General features: G+C 71.5%; 19 protein-coding genes and 1 pseudogene. 11 read left to right on the top strand and 9 right to left on the bottom strand.

Features of this window, described 5'->3' with window-relative positions:
* Positions 1-92 precede the first annotated feature (92 nt).
* The 5 genes from AB0947_RS23710 to AB0947_RS23690 are packed head-to-tail and all read right to left on the bottom strand — an operon-like array spanning position 93 to position 7,936.
* Positions 93-1,181 carry a tellurite resistance/C4-dicarboxylate transporter family protein gene (locus AB0947_RS23710; RefSeq protein WP_366752326.1) on the bottom strand — a complete coding sequence of 363 codons (1,089 nt, stop codon included), beginning with the start codon at positions 1,179-1,181 and terminating at the stop codon, positions 93-95.
* Entirely contained in the window at positions 1,178-1,933 is a 756-nt protein-coding gene (gene narI, locus AB0947_RS23705; RefSeq protein ID WP_366752325.1) for a respiratory nitrate reductase subunit gamma, read from the bottom strand. The genes AB0947_RS23710 and narI overlap by 4 nt, the downstream gene beginning before the upstream one ends.
* On the bottom strand, positions 1,930-2,598 hold the full coding sequence (narJ, locus tag AB0947_RS23700; RefSeq protein ID WP_366752324.1) for a nitrate reductase molybdenum cofactor assembly chaperone: 669 nt from the start codon (positions 2,596-2,598) through the stop codon (positions 1,930-1,932). Before narJ ends, narI begins: the two co-directional genes overlap by 4 nt.
* A complete protein-coding gene (narH, locus tag AB0947_RS23695; RefSeq protein WP_366752323.1) occupies positions 2,595-4,229 on the bottom strand; it encodes a nitrate reductase subunit beta in 1,635 nt (544 codons plus the stop codon). Before narH ends, narJ begins: the two co-directional genes overlap by 4 nt.
* Positions 4,229-7,936, bottom strand: coding sequence for a nitrate reductase subunit alpha (locus AB0947_RS23690; RefSeq protein ID WP_366752322.1), 3,708 nt, complete (start codon positions 7,934-7,936; stop codon positions 4,229-4,231). The genes narH and AB0947_RS23690 overlap by 1 nt, the downstream gene beginning before the upstream one ends.
* 1,140 nt (positions 7,937-9,076) lie before the next feature.
* Here AB0947_RS23690 and AB0947_RS23685 point away from each other — a divergent pair.
* Together AB0947_RS23685 and AB0947_RS23680 are read left to right on the top strand one after the other, a co-directional pair.
* A complete protein-coding gene (locus AB0947_RS23685) occupies positions 9,077-9,856 on the top strand; it encodes an alpha/beta hydrolase (RefSeq protein ID WP_366752321.1) in 780 nt (259 codons plus the stop codon).
* Between the two features lie 257 nt (positions 9,857-10,113).
* Positions 10,114-10,851 (top strand): class I SAM-dependent methyltransferase, encoded by a 738-nt coding sequence (locus AB0947_RS23680; protein ID WP_366752320.1) that lies wholly within the window; start codon positions 10,114-10,116, stop codon positions 10,849-10,851.
* Positions 10,852-11,494: 643 nt separating this feature from the next.
* On the opposite strand, the gene AB0947_RS23675 is transcribed toward AB0947_RS23680, so the two are convergent.
* Complete coding sequence (locus tag AB0947_RS23675) at positions 11,495-12,169, bottom strand: uracil-DNA glycosylase (protein WP_366752319.1); 675 nt, start codon at positions 12,167-12,169, stop codon at positions 11,495-11,497.
* Between the two features lie 266 nt (positions 12,170-12,435).
* On the opposite strand from AB0947_RS23675, the gene AB0947_RS23670 reads away from it, so the two are divergent.
* Positions 12,436-13,239, top strand: a complete 804-nt coding sequence (locus AB0947_RS23670; protein WP_366752318.1) for a hypothetical protein — start codon at positions 12,436-12,438, stop codon at positions 13,237-13,239.
* 94 nt (positions 13,240-13,333) lie between these two features.
* Here the strand turns inward: AB0947_RS23670 and AB0947_RS23665 are convergent, their stop codons facing one another.
* A complete protein-coding gene (locus AB0947_RS23665; RefSeq protein ID WP_366752317.1) occupies positions 13,334-14,128 on the bottom strand; it encodes an oxidoreductase in 795 nt (264 codons plus the stop codon).
* A 105-nt stretch (positions 14,129-14,233) separates the two neighbouring features.
* Positions 14,234-14,809 carry a TetR family transcriptional regulator gene (locus AB0947_RS23660; RefSeq protein WP_366752316.1) on the bottom strand — a complete coding sequence of 192 codons (576 nt, stop codon included), beginning with the start codon at positions 14,807-14,809 and terminating at the stop codon, positions 14,234-14,236.
* 163 nt (positions 14,810-14,972) lie between these two features.
* On the opposite strand from AB0947_RS23660, the gene AB0947_RS23655 reads away from it, so the two are divergent.
* Positions 14,973-15,983: a helix-turn-helix domain-containing protein gene (locus tag AB0947_RS23655; RefSeq protein WP_366752352.1), complete on the top strand. Its 1,011-nt coding sequence runs from the start codon at positions 14,973-14,975 to the stop codon at positions 15,981-15,983.
* Between the two features lie 1,150 nt (positions 15,984-17,133).
* A complete protein-coding gene (locus tag AB0947_RS23650) occupies positions 17,134-17,691 on the top strand; it encodes a DUF3291 domain-containing protein (RefSeq protein ID WP_366752315.1) in 558 nt (185 codons plus the stop codon).
* Positions 17,692-17,801: 110 nt separating this feature from the next.
* Here AB0947_RS23650 and AB0947_RS23645 read toward each other — a convergent pair whose 3' ends face one another.
* Positions 17,802-18,380 (bottom strand): TetR/AcrR family transcriptional regulator, encoded by a 579-nt coding sequence (locus AB0947_RS23645; RefSeq protein WP_366752314.1) that lies wholly within the window; start codon positions 18,378-18,380, stop codon positions 17,802-17,804.
* Positions 18,381-18,470: 90 nt separating this feature from the next.
* Here AB0947_RS23645 and AB0947_RS23640 point away from each other — a divergent pair, with 90 nt between their 5' ends.
* The 6 genes and pseudogenes from AB0947_RS23640 (at position 18,471) to AB0947_RS23615 (ending at position 22,680) form a co-directional block, all read left to right on the top strand.
* Entirely contained in the window at positions 18,471-18,917 is a 447-nt protein-coding gene (locus AB0947_RS23640; RefSeq protein ID WP_366752313.1) for a DUF1772 domain-containing protein, read from the top strand.
* 156 nt (positions 18,918-19,073) lie between these two features.
* Complete coding sequence (locus tag AB0947_RS23635; RefSeq protein WP_366752312.1) at positions 19,074-19,823, top strand: glucose 1-dehydrogenase; 750 nt, start codon at positions 19,074-19,076, stop codon at positions 19,821-19,823.
* A gap of 47 nt (positions 19,824-19,870) precedes the next feature.
* A complete protein-coding gene (locus tag AB0947_RS23630; RefSeq protein WP_366752311.1) occupies positions 19,871-20,731 on the top strand; it encodes a TIGR03620 family F420-dependent LLM class oxidoreductase in 861 nt (286 codons plus the stop codon).
* A 128-nt stretch (positions 20,732-20,859) separates the two neighbouring features.
* Positions 20,860-21,258 (top strand): helix-turn-helix domain-containing protein, encoded by a 399-nt coding sequence (locus AB0947_RS23625; RefSeq protein WP_366752351.1) that lies wholly within the window; start codon positions 20,860-20,862, stop codon positions 21,256-21,258.
* 100 nt (positions 21,259-21,358) lie between these two features.
* Positions 21,359-22,380, top strand: a pseudogene (locus tag AB0947_RS23620) (LLM class flavin-dependent oxidoreductase).
* A gap of 81 nt (positions 22,381-22,461) precedes the next feature.
* Positions 22,462-22,680: a hypothetical protein gene (locus AB0947_RS23615; protein WP_366752310.1), complete on the top strand. Its 219-nt coding sequence runs from the start codon at positions 22,462-22,464 to the stop codon at positions 22,678-22,680.
* Positions 22,681-22,737 lie beyond the last annotated feature (57 nt).

Here is a 22,737-nt window from a genome sequence, read left to right as displayed (position 1 = left end):
TGACGCATCCGCCGGTTGTGCGCGCGCTGCTGCGGGCGGCTCGCGCTTGACCGGGGACAGTTCCACCCGGTTCCGGTCGCCGCCGGGTCTCCTCACCGGGCCGGCCTCCGGCGGGGCGGCGCCGACGACCGGGCGGTCACCGCCGCCGTGACGGTCACCAGTGCCCCGGCCACCACCGCCGTCCAGGCTGTCATCGCCGTCCAGGCCAGGGGACCGGTCGCCCGGGACAGAAGGTCCGTCGCCCTCGACAGGGGCGTCGCGCGTGCCGCCGTCGCGAGTCGGGAGGTCGCCGTGGCGTACATGCCGAGGGGGAAGACGATGCACCACAGGGGGAGTTCGTAGCCGAGGCGACGGCGGTGGCGTGCGTGGCGCCACAGGCCCGCCGCGAGCAGGGGGGGCAGGAGCAGGCTCGCCCAGCACCACAGTGCCGTGGCGGCGCCGGTGAGGGCCGGTGTCAGCCACTGGTGCCCCTGTTCCGCCCGGGGCAGCCGGTGCTCGCACACGGCGAGGCGGGCGCCGGCCAGGGTGCTGATCGCCGCGGCTCCCATGGTGATCCAGTACGCGGGGGTCAGCTGGTCGGGTCCCGGTGGGTGGTGCCGCAGGCGCCAGATCACCGCCGAGAGGGTCGACGCGTAGGCGAGGAGTCCCGCCGCCCAAAGCACGGACGCCGAGGCAAGCAGCGCGGGACTGGTGGCGGCCACGGAGGTGAGGGCGGTGACGATCGACTGCAGGCCCACCGTCGCCAGGAACCAGGTGCCGTCCGCCTGGCGCAGCACGGTCCGCGGGGCGTTACGGCGCAGCGCGGTCAGGGTGGGCACCGCCAGGGCGGCCCAGGTCAGCGCCGCCGTGATCGTCAGCGCGTACGCGGCCGTGCGCAAGGGGCGGTCGGCGGCGAGGGAGACGGCCAGGACTCCGCTCGCGGCCACCTGTGTGTAGTGGCCGAACAGCCGTGCGGGGTCGCGTAGTTCCGCTGCCAGGGCCTGCCGGTGGCACGTCGCTTTGCCGAGGAAGGCGGTGAGCAGCAGTGCGTGGAGCGCGACCGCCAGCGTCGTCAGTATGCCGGGCAGGTCCTGGACATGGGCCTCGGCGAGCGCGCGGGCGGCGATGGCGGTGGCCATGACGGGGGCGAAGCAGGCGGGTGGCAGGTCCTGGAGCCGGGCGAGGGGCGTGGGGCGGGTCACCGGCGGACGGTCTGCTTCGGGGCGGTGTGCCGCGCCCGGTAGGGGCCGGTGCCGTGTGCCTCGGTGATGTGGGTGCCGCGCGAGCGGTAGACGACGTAGGGACGGAAGAGGTAGCCCACGGGCGCGGTGAAGGCGTGGACGAGGCGGGTGAACGGCCACACGGCGAACAGGGCCATCGCGAGCAGTGCGTGGACCTGGTAGACGAGCGGGGCGTGTGCCATGGCCGGCACGTTCGGGTCCAGGGTGAAGAGCGAGCGGAACCAGATCGAGACTCCGCGGCGGTAGTCGTACGGGTGCGGTCGCAGGGTGGTGGCCGTGGCGGTGAGGCCGGCGAGCAGGACTGCGGCGAGCAGCGGGTAGACGAGGCGGTCACTGCGGCTGGTGGCGGCGCGCACGGGGAGGACCCGCAGGCGGCGGAAGAGGAGTACCGCCAGGCCGGTGAGGGTGGCGAGGCCCGCGAGGCCGCCGACGAAGAGGGCGTTGGCGTGGTAGAGCGACTCCTGTACGTGTACGCGTTCGGTGAGCCACTCGGGGACGAGCAGACCGATGACGTGTCCGGCGGCGACGAGGAACAGGCCGTAGTGGAAGAGGGGGCCGCCGAGCCGCAGCAGCCGGGACTCGTGGAGCTGGCTGGAGCGGGTGGTGAACCCGAACCGGTCGTAGCGGTAGCGCCATGCCGTGCCGGTGACGGAGAGGACGGCGGTGAGGTAGGGCAGGACGCCCCACAGGGCGACGTGGAGGCGGCCGGTCACCTGGGGGGCTCCTGGGGGTGCGGGGCGCTCGGAGCGCGTCGGGGGGCGGGGGGCACGGCGGGGAAGGGCAGCAGGCCGACCGGCTCTGCGGGCGGTCCGGTGCGGGCCAGGCGCAGTGCCGCGGCCCGGTCGGCGGGCGAGGCACCGGGCAGGGTGCCGCAGACGGCCTCGAGGACGTCTGCGTACGGGCTGCGGTGTTCGCGCAGGGCGAGGCGGAGCAGTTCGAGGGCGGCGCGGTGGTCCTGGAGTGCCTGCCGTCCGGGTTCGGGGCAGCGGGCGGCGAACTCCAGGGCCAGCGGGAGGAAATCGGGCAGTTCGTCGGCGGGTGGCTCCCAGCCGTGCGTGGTGTAGAGCTCTCGCCAGCGCAGCAGTGAGGCGCCGCGGCGCCGGGTGTCGCCGTCGGTGTAGTAGGTGAGGTGGAGGGTGCGGCGCCGGCTGCGGTCGAAGGTGCTGATGTAGCGGGCCGACAGTTCCAGCACGCCGGCGGTCGAGACACTGCCGCAGAAGGTGCGCAGCAGTTCGGCGGGCCGGCCGGGCAGATCCTTCAGCTCCTCGCTCACCAGCGCCGCGACGGCGGGCCAGTCGTCCGCCGGGTGGTGCAGGAGGAGCGATGCCGCCTGGTGGATGAGCGGAAGGGTGGCGGGGGCGGTCGCGGAGGTGTTCACGTCCGCTGCTCCTTCCGGCGCGGGAAGAGGCCGTCGGGCCTGCCTCGGCCGTTCCAGTTAAGGAGGTTGACGCGGCCGCGCAGCGGGGAGCTGGTCTGTCCGGACGGTGCGGCCGTGGCGGCGGGCGGGGTGTGGAAGGTGCCGGCGTCGTACATGCCGGGGCCGCCGGCGCCGTCGAGGCTGCACCCGTCGAGGTCGTCGGCGCCGGGGGTGGTGGCGGTGTAGCTGGTGGGGACGACGTAGCGTTCGTCGTACTTGGCGAGGGCCAGCAGGCGGTACATGGCCTCGATCTCGTCGCCGGTCAGGCCGACGGCGCGGGCGATGGCGGGGTCCTGCTCCTCGCCGAGGTTCACGCGCCGCATGTGGGAACGCATGGCGGCGAGGCGGCACAGGGAGGCCTCGACGGGTCCGGTGTCTCCCGCGGTGAACAGCTCGGCGAGGTAGCCGAGCGGGATGCGCAGCGAGTCGATGGCGGCGAACAGTTTGGCGGGGTCCTCGCCGTCGTGCCCGGTGGCGGTGAGGGACTCGACGACCGGGGAGAGCGGGGGGATGTACCAGACCATGGGCATGGTGCGGTACTCGGGGTGCAGCGGCAGCGCCACCCGGTAACGGCTGATGAGGTCGTACACCGGGGAGCGGCCGGCCGCGGTGATCCAGTCGTGCGGGATGCCGGACTCCTCGGCGGCGGCCCGGACCCCGGGGTCGTCCGGGTCGAGGAAGCAGTCCAACTGGGCCGCGTACAGGTCCTGCACGTCCTCGCTGGCGGCTGCGGCGCCGACCTTGTCGGCGTCGTACAGCATCACGCCCAGGTACCGCAGCCGGCCCACGCAGGTCTCCGAGCACACGGTGGGCTGGCCCGCCTCGATGCGCGGGTAGCAGAAGGTGCACTTCTCGGCCTTGCCGGTGGCGTGGTTGAAGTACACCTTCTTGTACGGGCAGCCGCTGACGCACATCCGCCAGCCCCGGCAGCGGTCCTGGTCGACGAGGACGATGCCGTCCTCCAGGCGCTTGTAGAGCGCCCCCGAGGGGCAGACGGCGACGCACGACGGATTGAGGCAGTGCTCGCAGATCCGCGGCAGGTGGAACATGAACGCCTGCTCGTACTCGAGGCGGACCTGTTCGTTCATCTTCCGCAGCACCGGGTCGGCGCTGAGGTGGTCGGGGCCGCCGCCGAGGTCGTCGTCCCAGTTGGGGCCCCAGGTGATGGCGGTGGGACGCCCGTCGACCAGGGAGCGGGGCGGCGCCGTGGGTACGTCGTCGCCGAGCGGGGCGGACAGCAGGTTGTCGTAGTCGTACGTCCAGGGCTGGTAGTAGTCGTCGAGGAGGGGCAGTTCGGGGTTGGCGAAGAGGCGGGCGAGGCGGCGGGCGCGGCCGCCGCCGCGCGGAACGAGCCGGCCGTGTCTGAGCTGCCAGCCGCCCCGCCACTTGTCCTGGTCCTGGTAGCCGCGGGGATAGCCCTGGCCGGGGCGGGTCTCGACGTTGTTGAACCACACGTACTCGGTGCCGGCGCGGTTGGTCCAGGTCTGCTTGCAGGTGACCGAGCACGTGTGGCAGCCGATGCACTTGTCGAGGTTCATGACCATGGCCACCTGGGCCATGACCCGTCCGGCGGCTGCTGGACGACGGGGCATCAGTACTGGACCTCCTGGGAGCGGCGGCGGATCGTGGTCACCGCGTCGCGCTGGTTGCCGGTGGGGCCGTAGTAGTTGGGGGCGAAGCACAACTGGGCGTGACCGCCGATGAGATGGGTGGGTTTGATCAGGAGCTTGGTCAGGGCGTTGTGGACGCCGCCGCGCCGGCCGGTGGTCTCGGAGCGGGGGACGTTCACCAGGCGTTCCTGCACGTGGTACATGAAGACCGTGCCCGGTGGCATGCGGTGGGAGACGACCGCGCGGGCGACGACGACGCCGTTGGCGTTGTCCGCCTCGATCCAGTCGTTGTCCGCGACGCCGATCGCCTCGGCGTCGGTGACACTGATCCAGATCACCGGGCCGCCGCGGGCCAGGGTCTGCATGAGCAGGTTCTCCTGGTACTCGGAGTGGATGGACCACTTGGAGTGCGGGGTGAGGTAGCGGACCGTCACCGAGCGGGCGGACTGTGCCGCGGCCGGTTCCCCCACCAGGGTGTGGTGCAACGGCGGTCGGTAGACGGGGAGTTGCTCACCGAACTCGGCGATCCAGTCGTGGTCGAGGTAGAAGTGCTGCCGGCCGGTGAGGGTGTGCCAGGGCTTGAAGTGCTCGGTGTTGATCGTGAACGGGCTGTAGCGCCGGTCGTGTCCTTCCTTGCCGGACCATTCGAAGCTGGCGCCGACCTGGACGGGCCGGGCCTGGGTGTCGGAGAACTCGATGCGGCGTGCGGCGACGTGCGCGGCGAGTTCATCGAGCCCGGTGTCCGGTCCGCACCGCTCGGCGAGCCGGGTGAAGCCCTCGGCGGCCACACGGCCGTTGGTGGTACCGGACAGGGCGAGGATCGCCTCGCACAGCTTCACGTCGGTGTCGAGCAGCGGGCGGCCCCGGGCGGCTCCGCCGGGGGCGGTGCCGCAGCGGGCGGCCAGCCAGCGTGTCTCCGCCGCGGGCCGGACGGTGACCCCCTTGACGGTCATGCCGGCTTCGTCGGGCAGCGGGCCGAGCGCGGCGAGCTTGTCGGCGATCGCGGTGTAGTCCCGTTCGACGAGGGTGAACCGCGGTTCGGTCGGTGCCTGCGGTGGTGTTTCGTCCGGGGTGTCGTGCAGCAGCGGTGTGGCCATCAGGTCGTATGCGTTCTCCAGGCGTCCCCGGGCGAGTCGGCTGATGGCGGAGGCGAGGCCGTGGAAGATCTCGAAGTCGGTGCGGGCCTGCCAGGGCGGGTCGATCGCGGGCGAGAAGGCGTGCACGTAGGGGTGCATGTCGGTGCTGGACAGGTCGTGTTTCTCGTACCAAGTGGCGGCGGGCAGCACGAGGTCGGAGTAGAGCGTCGTGGACGTCATCCGGAAGTCCAGCGACATCAGCAGATCGAGCTTGCCGCGCGGTGCCTCGGCGTGCCAGCGGACCTTCTGCGGCCGTTCACCGGGCGCGGCCTCACGGGCGCTCGCGTTGTCGGCGGCGCCCAGCAGGTGGCGCAGGAAGTACTCGTTGCCCTTGGCGGAGGACCCGATCAGGTTGGCCCGCCAGACCGTCAGGACACGCGGCCAGTTGACGGGGTTGTCCGGGTCCTCGCACGCGTACGAGAGGCGTCCGGCGTCCCGCTCGGCGGCGGCCCACCTGCCGGGGTCGCCGCCCGCCTCGTGCGCCCGGCGCCCGAGGTGCAGCGGGTTGGCGTCGAAGGTCGGGTACGAGGGCATCCAGCCGCGCCGGACCGAGTGCGCCACCAGGTCGGCGGTGTGCAGTCCGGAGAGTGTGCCCGGTGCGGTCGGGGCGGTGAGGGCGTCGGCGGTGAACGTCTCGTAGCGCCACTGGTCGGTGTGCAGGTACCAGTACGGGGTCCCGGCCATCTGCCGTGAGGGGCGCACCCAGTCGGCTGCCGTGGCCAGTTGCTGCCATCCGGCGTACGGGCGGACCTTCTCCTGGCCGACGTAGTGCGCCCAGCCGCCGCCGTTGACTCCCTGGCAGCCGGTGAGCAGCAACAGGGTGAGGAAGGAGCGGTAGATGGTGTCGGAGTGGAACCAGTGGTTGGTGCCCGCCCCCATCACGATCATGCAGCGGCCCCTGGTCTGCTCGGCGGTCCGCGCGAACTCGCGGGCCGCGCGCACCACCGCGGCCGCCGGCACCGAGGTGATGGCTTCCTGCCAGGCGGGGGTGCAGGGCGTGCCGGCGTCCTCGTAGGAGGCGGGCCACTCGCCGCCGAGGCCGTCGCGGGCCACCCCGTACTGGGCGAGCAGCAAGTCGAAGACGGTGGTCACCAGGGGGCCTTCCGGTCCGCCCACGCGTACGGCGGGTACCGAGCGGCGCAGTACCGCGCCGTTCCCACCGCCGGCGCCGGTCGGGTCGCCCCCGGCGTCCGTGTCGAAGCGGGGCAGCAGCACCTCGGCGGCGATCGCGCCGGGACTGCGGTGGAAGGTCAACTGTGGTTCCACGTCGCCGAGGTCGAGGTTCCAGCGTCCCTCGCCGCCCTTGCCCCAGCGGTCTCCCAGAGTGCCGTTCGGGACCACGGTCTTCCCGGTGCGGGCGTCGACGAGGACCGGCATCCAGCGGCGCCTTTCGGCCTCGGCCTCGCGTGCCAGGTCCAGGTCGCGTGCCGTGACGAAGGCTCCGGGCGTGTAGGCGCCGGGCGCGCGTTCGTCGAGGGCGACCAGGAAGGGCAGGTCGGTGAACCGGCGGACGTAGTCGGAGAAGTACGGCACCTGCCGTTCCACGAAGCATTCGCGCAGGATCACGTGGCCCATGGCCATCGCGAGGGCCCCGTCGGTGCCGGGGTGCGGGTGCAGCCAGTCGTCGGCGAACTTGGTGGCGTCCGCGTAGTCCGGGGAGACCACGACGACCTTCTGGCCCCGGTAGCGGGCCTCGGTCATCCAGTGCGCGTCCGGGGTCCGGGTCACCGGCACGTTGGACCCCCACAGCATCAGGTAGGCCGCGTCCCACCAGTCGCCGGACTCCGGTACGTCCGTCTGGTCGCCGAACACCTGCGGGGAGGCGATCGGCAGGTCCGCGTACCAGTCGTAGAACGACACCATCGGCGCGCCGATCAGCGCCATGAACCGGGCGCCCACCGCGTGCGAGGCCATCGACATCGCCGGGATCGGGGAGAAGCCGGCGATGCGGTCCGGCCCGTACTCCTGCAAGGTGTGCACATGAGCCGCCGCGGCCAGCTCCAGCGCCTCCTCCCAGGTGATGCGCACGAGACCGCCCTTGCCACGCGCGCCCTGGTAGCAGCGCCGCTTGTCGGGGTCCGCCGTGACGTCCGCCCAGGCGGCCACCGGGTCACCACCGTGCCGCCGCTTCGCTTCGCGGAACATCTCGACCAGGACTCCGCGGGCGTGGGGGTAGCGCACACGTGTGGGTGAGTAGGTGTACCAGGAGAACGACGCTCCGCGCGGACAGCCCCGTGGTTCGTAGTCCGGCCGGTCGGCGCCCGCGGACGGGTAGTCCGTCGCCTGGGTCTCCCAGGTGATCAGCCCGTCCTTCACGTACACCTGCCACGAGCACGAGCCGGTGCAGTTCACGCCGTGAGTGGAGCGCACCACCTTGTCATGGGCCCAGCGCTCCCGGTACGGCAGGTCGTTGACCGTTTGATCCGCACGGATGACGGCACGTCCGTCCGCCGTGACCGGCGCCCTGCGTACCAGCCGGCCGGCCGCCAGCAGCCGGTCGGATGCTTCCAGCGCGACGCGCTCGGCCCTGGCCCTGGCCCTGCCACGCACCATTTTCACGGACTCCCTCGGGAAACCCGTACCGGAACGCGCTGTCCGGTACGGAAGTGAGCGAACGCAGCACAGCGTGCTCGTTCTCGGGCCGCGATGTGAATTGTTTTTTGGCCACTCAGATACCCTTGGAACTCATTTTCCCGGCGCTTGGCATGAGACACGGATAATAAACAAAGAGGATCCTGTGAGGGTTTCGGCCACGGTTCACCGGAGGAGAACCGCGTCGAAGGAAGCCGTCCGGCACCGTCTCGTGCGAGGGGATGGCGGACTCGCCGCCGTTGGTCGAGTCGGCAGGGGCGACCGGGCCGCCCATGCCTACGAGGCGTGCAGCCGTTCGGCCGTGGCCAAGGATCGTCGAACAGGACACCGGTCCGGCCGTGGCCGCCGCGTACAGGAATCCGGCGCACCCGTCCCGCGAGACTCGACCCCCACGCCCACCCCTCCCCCTTTTTAGGCGCTATTTCTTCCGGCGTGACCGTTCATTGAACCTTGCATTACGGTAATGGCCGGGCAGCTGAAGCCAGACCAGCCGTAAACATTCTTTCCGCAGCAGGCCGCGCTGGCCGCGGGCATATTCCACGGGACGGCGAACGCGGGCCCGGGGGTAATGAATACCCAGGCGGTGGCGTGGCGGTGAGGGAGTGGCAGGTGCGCGGGTGCGCGCCGGGCACGGTGGTGACCGCCTCGTCGCCCCCGCGCGCAGCCAGGACGTCGGCGAGCCGGCGGAGGACGCCGCCGGGCATCACGCCGTCCGCGGTGGCCTGGCCGGCGGCGTAGCCGGGAAGGCGGTCCCGCGCGCGCCGCCGGGTGGAGCTCCAGCAGGCCCGCGGGCAGCCCTCCGCGGACACTCGCCGCCGGCGACCGGGCCGGCTGGGCGGCCGGCACGACGGGCTGACGCCGGAGACGTGGTGGCATCGGCGTCCAGGGCCTGTCCGGGGTGCCGATGACCCGACGGGAAAAGGAGGTTGCTGCGTGATCACCGGGTTGGTAGTTTCCGGTCGACCGTGACACCGCCCGAGGAGGTGAGACCCGTGAACGCTGTATCGACGTGGGTGCTCCCCCTTCCCGTCACGGCCGGAGGTTGACGTAGGTGTCGCCGGGAGCGCTCCTCAACAAGGCACTCCCGAAGGGCAACAACCTATGCACTCTCTGCGGTTCACCGCCGAGTCGTCGTCGGACGGCATGGCCGAACGCGATTTCACGGTGGGCGGCGTCCCCGGCGTTCTCTGGTCGCCGGCTTCCGGCGCAGCCGAGCGCGCACCCCTGGTCCTCATGGCCCACGGTGGCGGCACCCACAAGAAGCATCCGGCGATGTCCGGCCGCGCCCGGCTCCTCGTGACCGGCTGCGGCTTCCACGTCGCCGTCATCGACGCGCCCGGTCACGGCGACCGGCCGCGCACGGCGCACGACGAGGCGGAAATCGCCGAGCTGTTCCGGGCGCGGGCGGCGGGCGAGCCGGAAGGCCCGATCGTCGTGCGTTACAACGACCACCTGGCCAGGCTCGCCGTGCCGGAGTACCAGGCGGTCCTGGACGCCCTCCAGGACCTGCCGGAGATCGGCACCAGCGGACCGGTCGGCTTCTGGGGCATCAACATGGGAACCGCCATCGGCATACCGTTCGTGGCGATCGAACCCAGGATCACCGCCGCGGTCTTCGGCCAGCACTGGCCCGATGTCCTGGCCGAGAAGGCCGAGCTGATCACCATCCCGATCGAGTTCGACCTGCAGTGGGACGACGAGCACATCTCGCGCGAGGAGGGTCTTGCGCTGTTCGACGCCTTCGCCTCGAAGGAGAAGTCGTTGCACGTGAACTCGGGCAGGCACAAGGAGTTGCCCAGGTTCGAGGCCGACAGTGCGGTCCGCTTCTTCGCCCGGCACTTCGGGCGGGCGGATACCTCGCCGTCGATCTCGTCGGCCTGACGTGCGCGGTTGCGGCGCCCGGCTTGCCGGCCGGGCGCCGCGACCGTGGCCCCGGGCTTGAGGCTGCGCATCCGGACGCCCGCGGCGCGTGGGCAGGCCCGCCCCGCCCTGCCCGGATCTTGTTGGTGCAGGGTGGATCACCGGTCGCCCGACGTCCCTGCCGCGTGCGCGGGCGAACGGCCGGCGCGCGCCGACGGTGTGGCCGACCTGGAGGAAAGCAGGTGCGTTCCGCCTCTTCCCCGTGTCAGGCTCCACCGGTGAACCGTGAACGAATCTCCAGGCTTGCCCATGCGGACCATCCGATTGCGGCCCCGCTCGACGACGACTCGGTACGCCGACTGCTGGAACGCGGCATCCCACGCGGCGACGCGCGCATACTCGACCTCGGCTGCGGCGGCGGGGAGTGGCTCGTGCGTGCCCTGAGCACGCATCCGCGGTTGCGGGCGGAGGGCGTCGACGTCTCCGAGAGCTCGCTGGCTCACGCTCGTGACACCGCGCGCACCCTGGGCGTTCACGAGCGCCTCCTCCTCCACCACGCGGACGCCGCGGACTTCGCCGCCTCCCACGCGTTCGACCTGGTGGTCAGCGTCGGAGCCACGCACGCCTTCGGTGGCCTGCCCGCCACCCTCACGGCGGCCCGCAAGCACCTTGCTCCCGGGGGACGCGTCCTGATCGGTGACGGATTCTGGGCGCACGAGCCCTCCCCCGAAGCCGTCGAGATGCTCGGGGACCTCGCCGACCTGCCGACCACCGTGGACCGCGTCATCGCCGACGGGTGGACACCCGTCTACGGGCACATCAGCACGCGCCGGGAGCTTGACGACTACGAGTGGGCCTGGACGGGGGCGCTGGCCTCATGGGCCCTGGACCATCCCGACGATCCGGACAGTTCGCAGGCGCTCGCAGCGGCCACCACCCACCGCGACGAATGGCTGCGCGTCTACCGGGACGCCTTCGGCTTCCTCTGCCTGGTCCTGCGCCCCACGTCCGGCTGAAGCGGCCTGGACCGCTCCGCCACCCCAGCGCGGCTCCCGGCAGGTAGCTTGGACGCCCGCGCCGGGGCGGCGGCCGTGAGTGTCCAAGCGCCTGCCCGGTCGGCCGGCTCCGGCTACTTCGCGGCTTCCGCTACGTGCTTGCGGATGTGCTCCGCCCAGGTTTCCGGAGAGTCGACGGGGCTGAAATGCCCGTGTTCTCCATGGTGCAACTCGTGGTGCTGTAGTAGTCGTCCAGCCTGTCGTTCCACTCCGTGGGGGGTCGGCGGCGATGACCAGGGAGTGCGCCAGGTCCGGGCGCTTCACCCGGCCACGAACGCACCCGGTTCCGAGTGGTTCTCGGTGAGGTGGCCGAGGAGCACGTCGACCGGGGGTGAGCCGGGAGGTGACCAGCTCTCCGGGTTCTCCCGCAGTGCGGCTCGCTGAGCGAACAGGCGTTACCGACGTCCCGCAGGTGTTTGTCGGACTTCCCCTACCCGCGCAGGTCCGATGTCACCACGTCCACGTCGTCGCCCAGGAGGGGAACCACACGCGAGAACTCCATGTGGTGTCCCGGGTTGCCGTGCACGAGCACAACAGGCGTTCCGCTGCCCGAGCGCGGTGTTGTCCGGCACGAAGCTTGGCCGGTCACCGGTGACTGCGAGGGTCAGCGCTCCCTGCCCGATGTGGCGTTGTACGCGGCGAGTTGCTCGGTGAACGCACGGGCGCCTCCTTGGGCGGGGTGGCGGACGGGGGTCGCGTCCATGCCGGCGCGGGCGAGGGCGCCTTGCGCCTTGCGGCCCACCGCGACGAACCTCGTGATGCCGAACGCCTCCGCGAGTGCGAGCACGATCGGTGTGCCGGCGGCCACCTCGGTCGCCCGGGGCGCCCGGTTGGTTGCCGGGTCGCCCGGTTCGTGCGGGTGGTTGGGGTAGATCGCCCACATCAGCGGGAGCGGTCCGTGCCACGCGGCCAAGGCCCGCCAGACGATCCCGGAGGACTGCTCCCAGTTCGCGGCAGGGTGCTCAGGCACCGCGAATCCGTCTCCGTGCGGAGCGCCGGTGATGAGCCCCGGCCGTGCCGTCAGCTGCCGCACGCTGGTGAAGGGCACGCCCGACACGGTGTGCCCGCGGTAACCGGGTGCCTCGCCCACGATCATCACCCGCGGGCCGCCCCCGGCCATCGAGGCGGCCATCAGCTCGTGGTAGCGGCGGAGATTGTGTTCGCGAAGCCGGCCGTCCGGCTCGGGCCCGTACAGGAACTCAGCGTCGTCCGGCACCGGTATCGCCCGCAGCAGCTCCCAGAACCCCGTGGTGTCGACGGTCGCCACCTGCACCACCACGTCCTCTTCTCACTGGTCCGGGACCGCGCCCGTGTGCCGCCGCGCGCCTCGGTGTCCCACTCATTATCGATGACGCGCACGGCTGTGTCCTGAGCGGCGTCGGCGTCGGCGTCCACGGTGGCTTGCACGCGCTCCAGGCGCCGGAAGCCGTTGACCGACCGCGGGTGCCCTGAGGGATCCTGTACGTGCCGCACTGGACGCCCAGCCGGAGGACCTGCCCCAGGAGCCGGGGTTCGGCTCGGGCAAGGACCTCGGGGGGACCGAACGTGAACAGGCAACACCGCGCCGACGCGGTGGACGGGGAGATGGCCGCGCGCCCGCTGCCGGACACCGCTCTTCGGGCACTGGGCGTCTGGTGGAGCGAGAACGCGGCCAGGTGCGCGGACGCCACGCCTGGCGCGCACACCGTCCACTACGCCCCCAGCAGGTGGAGAGGCATCGAGCCCTGGCCGGCGGCACTGGCGCCGGTTTCCCACGGCGGTGCTGCCGGGGTCAGCCGGGCGGAGGTGGCGTCGATGGTCGCGGACGCGTTGCGGCGCGAGGCGTTCCGCGAGGCTCTGGTCGCCACGTATGTGTGGGGGAAGGGGAAGAGCGGTTCTCCCAAGGGCAGCGGACCGGCCACCCTGCGCCTGATCCTGGCCGCCGATGGCCTGGACAGGGTGCTGGCGGGTGCGGTGACCGCGCTGAACGAGCACGGAGCGCGAGCGGCCTACGCCGCACTGCGGGGCCGGGTCGGCTGGTTCGGACCGTCGTTCTTCACCAAGTTCCTGTACTTCGCCGGCAAGACGGTGCGGCCGGCGAACGGCCCCGAACCCCTCATTCTGGATCAACGCCTGGCCCGGCGCCTGCGGTCCCTGGCCCAGGTGGTCGGCCGGGACACGGGCCACGACCCCGACGGCTCGGTCGCGGCCTGGGTGTGGAGGGATGCGGACTGGTCCGACCACCGCTACGGGGTGTACCTCTCCTTCATGCAGGCGGCCGCCCGGCAGGCGGCGGCGACGGACGGCTGGCCGTCCGGCGCCAGCCCCGACCTGCTCGAATACGCGCTGTTCAGTACCGCGTGGGCATGACCGACCGCTGCGACATTCCCGGGCATGGGCATGGGCATGGGCATGGGCATCGGACGATCGTTCCCCTCGCCGTCGGCCCCGCCGCGGCGATGCCTCAGAGTGTCTTGGTCTGCCCGCCGTCGACGAGGACCTCGGTGCCGGTGATGTTGGCCGCCAGCGGTGAGGCCAGGAAGAGGACGAGGTCGGCGACTTCGTGCGGTTCGGTGATCCGGCCCGTGCTGATGCCCATGCTCTGCGGCACCAGCACGTCGAGCGCCTCCTGGGCCGTGGTGCCGGCGGCCGCCGCCGTGGCATCGGCGAAGCCGCCCGGCGCCGTCCAGAAGGGCGTGCGGACCGGTCCGGGGGAGATCGCGTTGACGCGGACGCCGCGCGGTGCGAACTCCTCGGACAGGCTCTTGTTGAGGCTGGTCAGCGCGGCCTTGGCGGCCGAGTAGTCCACGACCATCGGGAAGGGGAGCCGTGCGTTGATCGAGCTGATGTTGACGATCGCCGCGCCGTCGGCCCCCATCAGGTGAGGCAGCGCGGCCCGGCTGGTGCGCACGGCGCTGAAGAAGGTCAGGTCGAAGATCCGTCGCCATTCCGCGTCGTCGACCTCGAGGAATCCGGTGCGCGGCTCCGCGGCGCCGAGGTTGTTGACGAGGATGTCGATCCGGTCGTGCTCTTCCACGGCGCGCCGGACCAGGGTCTCGGCTCCCTCGGCGGTGGAGAGGTCGACCTGGACGACGGTGACGCCGTAGGTGTCCCGCAGCGCGTCGAGTTCCGGCGTGGAGTTGCGGCTTCCGGCGACGACGCGGACGCCCTCGCGGCTCATGGCCTCGACGACGGCGAGACCGATGCCCTTGCTCGCCCCGGTGACGACGGCGACTTTGCCCTTCAGGTGCAGGTCCATGACGTCATCCCTTTTCTGGATTGATTGTTAAAGTATCAGCGCGGGAGTGGGCGCGGCGGTGCGCCGGGCGCACAGTGATCCGATGGGGTGTGGAGGCGGCCTGACTCAGTTCAGGACGCGCATCGCCGTCTCCAGAGCGTCCTGTGTGAAGGACCGGCCGAGACGCGCCTGGCCGACGACGCGGAGTCCCTGCACGAAGGTGGTCAGGAAGCGGGCCAGTTCCACGGGGTTCTTGTCGGCGGGCAGTTCGCCGCGCGCCCGCGCTCGCTCCAGTGCCTCCGCCAGGGCCGACTCGACGTGCCGCAGGGCGGCGGCGACGCGTTCCACCGTGGCGGGGTCGTCGCCGCGCTCGGTGGCGGCATGGACCACGAGGCAGCCCCGGGAGGGGTCGGCCAGGTCCGCTTCGATCATGCCCGTCAGGACCCGGCGCACCGCGGGCCGGATCTCGGTCGCGTTCTCCAGGCTTTCCACGAGAGCCGCGGCCTGGAGTGCGCAGTAGCGTTCAAGGGCCCTGACGTAGAGCTGCTCCTTGGATCCGAACGCGGCGTAGAGGCTGCCGCTGCCTATCGCCAGTTCCCTGAGGAGGTCCTGCAGGGATGTGCCGGCGTAGCCGCGGCGCCAGAACAGGTCCATCGCGCGGTCGATGGCCTGCTCGGCGTCGAACTCCCTGGTGCGTCCCATGGCCACACCGTACGCCCTCTGGATTGGTCAATCCAGTATGCCCGTCTCCGGCTCACGGACCCCCTCTCTTACCGTTGGTCTCACTGATTCACGCGATGCCACGAACCCGCTCGCGCTGACAGCATGGGTGCCGCAGAAAGCATGGTGAAAGACGGGGGTGTCCATGTCGCCAAATCCATCAACCACCCTGCACACCACGGACGCGGTGCCGGCCCACCGCCGACGGGCGTACTGGCGGGAGGCGCTGTCCCGCACCTTCGGAGCCGTTGACATCAGCGTTCCCGAAGAGGTGTATGCCGGCACGGTCCGTACGTCACCGCTGGGCCGCATCCGGGGCGTCACGGTGGAGGGCGACCCCATGCAGACCCTCCGCACCCGGCGCCTCATCGCCGGGAGCACCGACGACAACCACGTCGTGGTGATGCTGCTCAGCAGGGGGAACGCCCGGGTCGAGCAGGACGAGCGTGACGTGCACGTGGGGTCGGGGGCGCTCTTCGTCTATGACAGGGCGCGCCCGCTGCGGCTGACCTTCCCCCAGCCGTTCCAGACGAAGTCCCTCGTCCTGCCACGGCACGTCCTGGAGCTGGGCGAGTCCGACCTGCGGCGGATCACGGCCGCGCCGCTCGGAGGCGAGTCGGCGCTCGGCGGGTTGCTGACGCCGTTGCTGTCCCGGCTCGTGGAGACCGCCGCCACGTATCCGCAGCGGACGGGTGAGTCGCTCGCCCGCAACGTCGTGGACATGGTGCAGTCCCTGGCCGAGGAACGACTCGGCAGATCCTCCGCGGACACCCCGGCTGCCGCCCGGATGTCGCTGCTGCGCATCCGTGCCTACATCGAGCAGCACCTGTCGGACCGGGAGCTGACGCCGGACGCCATCGCCCGGGCCCACCACATTTCCGTCCGCTACCTGCACAAGCTGTTCGAGCTGGAGGACATCACCGTCAGCCGGTGGATACAGAAGCGCAGACTGGAACACTGCCGACGCGACCTGGCCCGCCGGTCGGCGCAGCTCACGATCGCCGCGGTGGCCCACCGCTGGGGGTTCACGAGCGCCTCGCACTTCAGCCGGGTGTTCCGCGCCGCCTACGGCGTCTCCCCCGTCGAGTGGCGCAACTCCGCCGTGCTCACGGCCACCGCTTCCGCGATGCCCCGGGGGTCGGGTGCGAGGTGGTGAGGACCGGCGTTACGCGGGCCTCCGGGGCAGGTGCCCGCCCGGCTGCGGGCACCCCCGGGCAGCCCCGGGCGACCTCGCCTCGGTGAACTGCTCAAGGGTGTGGACGGGGATGCCCGTGAGGCGGGGAGCACAACCGCGCTCCCGGATCGAGCGGCACCGTCACGGCGAGTGCGCCGGTGCCGTCGAGGCCGGTGAGTGCCACGTCGAGCGCTCCGTCGGCGAAGGACACCTCCACCCGGGCCAGGCCAGCCGTGCGGCCAGGCCAGCCGTGCGGAGCGTGCCGGCAACGGTCCGTCGTGCGGGCCGAGTTCGGCGGCGGTGAGGGTGGACCGGTGGTGCCGTCCTGCCCGTACCTCGACGACGAGGCCGAAGAAACCGGTTCTGGAAACGGCGGTGGTGCCCCCTGGGCTGGTGCCGGCGGCGGGGCGGGGCGGGGTCCGCGTGGCGGGCCACCCGGGTGATGCGCGGGGCGCTCGCGTCGTCGAGCAGGCGCAGCCTGATCCCGAGCGACGTGTCCAGGGCGAAGGAGCAGTCGTCGCCCTCCCGGTGGACGCTGCGCGCGTGAGGTCTTGCAGGTAGGTGTCGGGGGCCGGCTTGGTTCTCACGCCGGGGCCCGCGCAGTTCACCGATGTGAAGCAGGACCGGATACCGGGCCGCGCCAGGTGTCCCTCGACCCAGTCGAGGGCGTTCCCCGAGGCCACGGCCGGCCGGTGTCGGTGTTCGGAGCAGTGGGCCAGGACGGGACGCACACCGGTCTTGGTGTCCGCGAGGTCCGCCTGCTCACGGTTGCGGCGTTCGAACTCGTCCCGCAGACGGCGGGTGCCGCGGCCGCCCAGCCGTTCCGTCAGCCGTCGCAGCCGCCACGGCGGATACATCGGACACGCGCGGCGCCGCCCTCCCTGGGACACCTGGTTGCCGCGGCGGGTGAGGTGCGCGAGGACACTTGGACGGGAAAAACGCAACGTCGACAGGGCCCGCGAAGGCGGCTACCTTCACCTGGTCTTCGGCAACCGCCCACGGCCGCACAGGAGTTCCCTCACCGAGCCACCCGGCGACGGGACGAGTCGCTCACGCCCCTCGCATCCTCGCCCCCCCGGCGCAAGCCACCGAACCGGGTCCGCACCAGGCGCCCGCAACCAGGGAGAGACGCATGCCCCACCTCGCGCTGTACACATTCGGCGTCCTGAAGTCACCCCTCAGCGATCCGGCGCCTTCCACGAGCGAGTTCTACGCCATAGGCGAGACCGTCTACCGGGAGATCGCTCAGCACCCCGGTTACCTCGCCCGTGCCGAAACGGCGGACGGTGACCGGGGCGAGCTGTTCGGGGCGGACTGGGGTGCGTGGGGGGAGTTCGCCGTACCGGCCTGGTACGACAAGGGCCGTACCGTGGAAACCACCGCCCTCGCCGCGACCCTCTCGCTCTGGACCGACCTGCGCTCCGCCTTCGACGCCGTCTACACCGGTCTGCACCGTGCGGCGCTGAACAGGCGCTACGACTGGTTCGAGAGGAAAGGGCAACCGAATCACGTGATCTGGTGGGTGTCCGACGGCGTGACACCCACCTGGCAGGACGGGGTTTCCCGGCTGGAGCACCTGCACGACCACGGCTCCGCGCCGCACGCCTTCACCTTCCACCACTCGTTCGCCCCGGAGGGAACCCCGGCCGGCATCAAGGGCATCGGGCCGAAGAGCGGCCAGGTTCGCTGACGAGGCAGCCCGTACGACCGGGTTCGCCGCCCGCGATGAGAGCGGCTCGGTCGCGTCGCCGATCGTCGCCGCAGGCAGGCAGGCAGGCAGGCAGCGGCCGGGACGTCGTGTCAGACCATGGCGAGCCGGTCCACCAGCAGCTCCACCCTCGCCTCGGCGTCCTCGGGCAGCAGGCGGCCCGCGCGGGTCAGGGTCGCGAGGCCGTGCAGGGCCGCCCAGAACACCTCGGTGTACCGCCCCGGCGGGACGCCGTCGCCGGCGACCTCCTCGAGAGTCTCCAGCAGGGCCGCGAAGGCGTCCTTCAGGGGCTCGGGGGTGTCCTCCTGCGCGTACGCCAGGCCGCCGTCGAGCTGGAACAAGGCGTCGTAGACCGCCGGGTTGCGTGCGGCGAAGTCCAGGTAGGCGCGGGCCAGGGCGGAGACCCGGGCGCGCGGGCCGTCCGCCGCGGAGGTCGCGGCCCGCACCGCGGCGGCCATTTCGGCGGCCCCCTGGAGGGCGACGGCGCCGATGATCTCGCGCTTGCCGCGGAAGTGGCTGTAGAGGACGGGCTGACTGTATTCGATGCTCTCGGCGAGCCGGCGGGTGGTGACCGCCTCCCAGCCCTGGCGCTCGGCGAGTTCACGGGCTGTCGCCACGATGAGTCGCTCGCGCTCCGCCCGTTCGCGCTGCTTGCGTTCCTGTACCGACATGACTCGATCCTAGCATCGCTAGACAATCGAGCGACAGCAGGGCTAGCGTTGATTCACCAGCTAGCAACGCTAGTTCAACAGAGGAGCGTCATGCTCAACGCACTCGAGGTCGTCACCACCGTCGTCGTCGGCCTGATGGTGGGGGTGGAGTTCTCCGTCGCCTTCGTCATGAACCGGATCCTGGACGCGCTCCCCGAGGACAGCGGCCAGCTCGGCCACGCCCACGGCGGCCGCATGCTCGGCGCCCTGATGCCCTTCTGGTACGTCGGTTCACTCGTCCTCAGCGCGATCTGGGCCGTCGCCGGATGGCACCGCCACGGCGCGGGACTCGTCGTCACCGCCGCCGGACTGCTGATCGTCAGCGTGGCCATGTCGATACTGCTGCTCGTCCCGATCAACAACCGGAACAAGACCTGGACCCCCGAGAACCGGCCCGCGGACTGGAAGCAGCAGCTGAACCGCTGGCAGAGCTGGCACTACGTCCGCGTCGCCGTCATCGTCGCCGCCTTCACCCTGCTCGTCTGCGCCCTCGTCTGACACCACCGCTGCCCCCGGACGCCCCGACATCGGCGTGTCTGCGCGCATCGCCGTCCCATCGCGGCCAAACTAGTTGACACGTCACCTTTCGAGGTTTACGGTGATTGAAGATTGAACGGAATGGCCCCAACGGACCAGCCCAGCAAGGAGAAGACCATGGGACAGCTCGACGGCAGGACAGCGATCGTCACCGGCGGCACCAGCGGCATCGGACTGGCCTCGGCCCGCCGCTTCCGCGAGGAAGGCGCCCGCGTCTACATCACCGGCCGCCGCAAGGAGACCCTCGACAAGGCCGTCGCCGAGATCGGCGGTGACGTCATCGGCGTCCAGGCCGACAGCGCCAGCCTCACCGACCTCGACCGCCTCTACGCCACCGTCGCCGACCACGGAGACCGCATCGACGTCCTCTTCGCCAACGCCGGCGGCGGCGAGTTCGCCACCCTGGAGCAGGTCACCGAAGAACACTTCGACACCACCTTCGACACCAACGTCAAGGGCGTCCTCTTCAGCGTCCAGAAGGCGCTGCCCCTCCTCAACGACGGAGCCTCCGTCATCCTCACCGGCTCCACCGCCGGCAGCGTCGGCAACGAGGCCTTCGGCGTCTACGGCGCCTCCAAGGCCGCCATCCGCTCCTTCGCCCGCACCTGGGCCAACGAACTGCGCACCCGCGCCATCCGCGTCAACACCATCGCCCCCGGCCCCATCACCACCCCCGGCCTCAACGGACTCGCCCCCGACGACGAGCAGGCCGCGCAGCTGCGTGACACCCTCGCCGCCGGTGTCCCCCTCGGCCGCATGGGCCGGCCCGAAGAGGTCGCCAACCTCGCCCTCTTCCTCGCCACCGACCAGTCCAGCTTCATCACCGGCACCGAGATCTTCGTCGACGGCGGCGCCAACCAGGTCTGACCACACCACCGCGGACGCACTCACCCCCGTACGGGAGGAACACCGTCATGCACATCGGCACCACAGGCATCTGGAGTCCGGAACTGCGCCTGCACGGCGGCAGCGGAGAGATCGCCGACGCCGCGGCCGAGCTCGATTCCCACGGCTGGGGGGCCCTGTGGATCCCCGGTCTGGGCGGGGGTGACATCCTCGGCGACACCGAACGGCTTCTGGCCGCCACCGAGAACACCACGGTCGCGACCGGCGTGCTGAGCATCTGGCGCCACCCTGCCGAGGACATGGCCGCCGGGCACGCCCGGCTCCGCAAGGAGTACGGCCACCGCGTCCTGCTCGGCCTCGGCGTCAGCGACGCCGCCGCCGCTCGGCACGCCGGCGGGACGTACCGTCCCCTGGCCGCCCTCGGCAGCTACCTCGACCGTCTCGACCAGGCGCCCGAGCCGGTACCCGCCGGCGAACGGATCGTGGCCGCCATGGGCCCCGAGCTCACCGCACTCGCCGCCCGTCGCAGCGCCGGCACGCATCCCTTCCTGGTCACCCCCGACTTCACCGCCGGCGCACGCGACGTCCTCGGGCCCGGCCCCCTCCTCGCGCCCTACCAGGCCGTCGTGGTCGATCCTCGTCCGGACAGCGCCAGGGCCACCGCGCGGGGGTTCCTCGCCCCCTTCATCGGGATGGGGCACTACGCGAAGAGTCTGCTGCGCCAGGGCTTCTCGGAGGACGACCTCGCGGGCGGCGGCAGCGACCGCCTCATCGACTCCGTCGTCGCCTGGGGCAGCGTCGACGCCGTCGACGAGCGCATCAGGGCCCACCTCGACGCGGGCGCCACCCACGTCGCCCTCCACGCCATCAGCGCCGGCCCGGGACTGCCGCTGACACAGTGGCGGGAGCTCGCACCCCTGGCCCGCTGACCGAGGGCGGTGGCAGAATGCCGGGAAAGGTGACTGAAGCGTCAACCTTTTCCTATGCTGGACCCATGACTGAAGAACCCCGTTGGCTCTCCCCTGACGAGGGACGGGCATGGCGCGGACTGCTGCGCATGCACGATCTTCTGGTCAACCAGGCCGGCCGGTCCCTGCAGAGCGAATTCGGGCTGTCCGCGACCGACTACACCGTGCTCGCCGAGCTCACGCGCGCCCCGGACGACCACCTGCGCGTGATGGAGCTCGCCAAGGTGCTGGGGTGGGAGAAGAGCAGGGTGTCGCACCATCTGTCGCGCATGGTGAAGCGCGGTCTCCTCACGCGTGAGGACTGCGCCGACGACGGACGGGGGGCCTACGTCACGGTCACCGCGGCCGGCCGCGCGGCCATCGAGGCGGCCGCGCCTCGGCACGTCGAAGACGTCCGCCGCCTGTTCCTCGACCACCTCACGCCCGGCCAGGTCGTTCTGCTGGCGGAGATCGCCGACACGGTCATCGAGAAGATCAGCCCGCAGTAGCGACGGTGTACGGGGCGTACGAGGCACCGCGCGGGCGACCTCGTTCCCGGTGCTCCGCGCACCCGCGGAATGAACCGGACCCCTCATCGTTGAAGGAAACATGAAGAAGATCGGGTTCCTGTCCTTCGGGCACTGGACGCCGTCACCGCACTCCCGGACCCGCTCCGCGTCCGACTCCCTGCTCCAGGCGATCGACCTCGCGGTCGCGGCGGAGGAACTGGGAGCCGACGGCGCCTACTTCCGGGTCCACCACTTCGCACGGCAGCACGCCTCTCCCTTCCCGCTGCTCGCGGCCATCGGTGCACGCACCACGCGGATCGAGATCGGCACCGGCGTGATCGACATGCGCTACGAGAACCCCCTGTACATGGCCGAGGACGCCGGGGCCGCCGACCTCATCTCCGGAGGCCGCCTGCAACTGGGCAAAGCCGGGGCTCCCCGGAGCAGGCGGTCGACGGCTGGCGGTACTTCGGTTACCGCCCGCCGGAGGACGGCACCGACGCCGACATGGCGCGCGCGCACGCCGAGACCCTGCTCAACGTGCTCAAGGGCGAGGGCATAGCGCAGCCCCATCCGAATCCCATGTTCGCCAACCCGCCGGGGCTGCTCCGTGTCGAGCCGCACTCCGAGGGTCTGCGGGACCGCATCTGGTGGGGGTCCGGCTCCGACGCGACCGCGGTGTGGGCCGCCAAGCTGGGGATGAACCTGCAGAGCTCGACGCTCAAGGACGACGAGAGCGGCGAACCGCTGCACGTCCAGCAGCGCAAGCAGATCGAGGCGTACCGGGAGGCGTGGCGGGCGGCGGGCCACACCCGCGAGCCTCGGGTGTCGGTCAGCCGCAGCGTCTTCCCGCTCGTCGACGACCGGGACCGCGCCTACTTCGGCCAGGAGCGCGCCTCGGAGGACCAGATCGGCTACATCGATCCCAGCACCCGCAGCGTCTTCGGCCGGTCCTACGCCGCCGAACCCGACGTACTGGTCGAACAGCTCGCGCGGGACGAGGCCGTCGCGGCGGCCGACACCCTGCTGCTCACCGTGCCCAACCAGCTCGGTGTCGACTACAACGCGCATGTCCTCGACAGCGTTCTGACCCATGTGGCGCCGGAGCTGGGCTGGCGGTGAAGGCCGGGAGGGATGACGGTCGGCACTGCGCTGCCGGTGCCGGCCGGGCTGTCAGCCCTCGGTGGCAGAACAAGACCATCGATGTTCGTGGTCAGCGTGTCGGACACCCTGACCCACGCCCTCGCCACGGTGGCGCGGGACGACCTCGCCCGGTTCGCCGAAGCGTGGTCGGCGACCGGTGGACTCCGGCAGACGGCGGCCACCGTGGAGGACACGGCCGCTGTCCTGGAAGACCTGGCCGGACTGGCTCAGCGCGCTCAGGCTTCCGGCCGGCGGCTGTACTGCTGGTGGGCCCTGTGACGCACGGTGGTCGACGAGGCCGGGAGCCCGCACCGGACCCGGAACCGCCGGGCCGGC

Source organism: Streptomyces sp. NPDC047841 (assembly GCF_040704085.1).
Lineage (GTDB): Bacteria > Actinomycetota > Actinomycetes > Streptomycetales > Streptomycetaceae > Streptomyces > Streptomyces argyrophylli.
This window is presented reverse-complemented; position numbering and strand designations above follow the sequence as displayed.